Origin of the sequence: Bacillus pinisoli, assembly GCF_023036475.1 — a bacterium.
GTDB lineage: Bacteria > Bacillota > Bacilli > Bacillales > SA4 > Bacillus_BS > Bacillus_BS pinisoli.
In genome coordinates this window covers 1-1453 of record NZ_JAJQKI010000034.1, presented here as the reverse complement: position 1 = coordinate 1453, position 1453 = coordinate 1, and the positions used below count along the sequence as shown (strand labels likewise).

General features: G+C 33.6%; 1 protein-coding gene. It reads left to right on the top strand.

Going from position 1 to position 1453, the window contains the following annotated elements; all coding sequences use genetic code 11:
• Positions 1–85 precede the first annotated feature (85 nt).
• On the top strand, positions 86–1414 hold the full coding sequence (locus tag LT143_RS20275; RefSeq protein ID WP_246946197.1) for an IS3 family transposase: 1329 nt from the start codon (positions 86–88) through the stop codon (positions 1412–1414).
• Positions 1415–1453: the final 39 nt, after the last annotated feature.

Sequence of the window (1453 nt, the reverse complement as noted above, 5' to 3'; positions counted from 1 at the left end):
GATCGGACACTTGAAAAAGAGTGTTTCATCTATAGGTATTTTTTTATATACTTAAACCTACTATTAGGGGACTAGGGGAACGATTATGAGCAAAGTTAAATTTACAGATAAAGAAGTTAAAATCCTTCAGAATAACCATAATGTACAACGGGTTAGTAACTTAGCAATTACTTATACAGATGATTTTAAGTGTAGATTTTTGGATGCATATCTCTCAGGTAAACTCCCTAGACAAATATTTGCAGAAAATGGGTTTGACGAGAACATTATTGGGACAAGAAGGATTGAACTATGTGCAGCTAGATGGAAAAAGGCGTATGAAAAAAACGGATTAATAGGTCTTTCTGATTCTCGAAAAACCTCTTCTGGTAGACCTCTAAAACGAGAACTTTCTCAACAGGAAATTATAGAAAAACAGGAAGCAAAAATTAAGTTATTGGAAGGGCAGGTAGAACTATTAAAAAAGCTAGAAACGACCGAAAGGAGGCTGTTAAGAGAAGGTCAAACACTCGAAACGAATAGAATATTCCAGTTGATTCTAGAAACCATTGAACAGAATCAATTTAAAAATATGACAAAATACTTCTGTGAGTTAACTGGTGTATCTCGTTCAGGATACTACAGCTTCTTAAAAGCGCATGAATGTCGACTAGAAAGGGAAAAAGCTGATAATGAAGCAAGAGACCATATATTAATGGCCTTTAATCGTAGAGGTTACAAGAAGGGATCTCGTTCTATTAAAATGATTTTGGAGAACGATTACAAAATAAAATACAGTAGAAAAAAGATTCAAAGAATCATGAGAAAATACAATATTGTTTGTCCGCATAGAAAACCAAATCCATATAAGAAAATCGCAAAAGCTACAAAAGAACATCAGGTCGTACCGAACACATTAAACAGAGAGTTTAAGCAGGGAATCCCAGGCAAAGTATTATTAACAGACATCACTTATCTGCCATATGGAAATAAGGCTATGGCTTATTTGTCAACCATAAAAGATGGATCTACTAATGAAGTATTAGCTTACCATATTTCAGATAAGATAACTTTAGATATCGCGACTAAAACAATACAGAAACTAATTAATAACAAGAGGGTTAAGCTTGTTTCAAATGCATTTATCCACTCAGATCAAGGAGCTCACTATACAAGCCCAAGATATCAGAAATTATTAAAGAAATATAATCTAGGTCAGTCTATGTCTAGGAGAGGAAATTGTTGGGACAACGCTCCTATGGAATCGTTTTTTGGTCATTTAAAAGATGAAGTGGATTTTGAATCAAGTCAGACATTAGAAGAGTTGAAAGCAAAGATAAATCATTATATGGTTTACTATAACAATTATAGATATCAGTGGAATCTAAAAAAGATGACCCCTATTCAATATAGAGATCATCTAGTAGCAGTGTAACTCTTTTTTTATAGTGTCCTTGACACGGGTGCCAGTTTA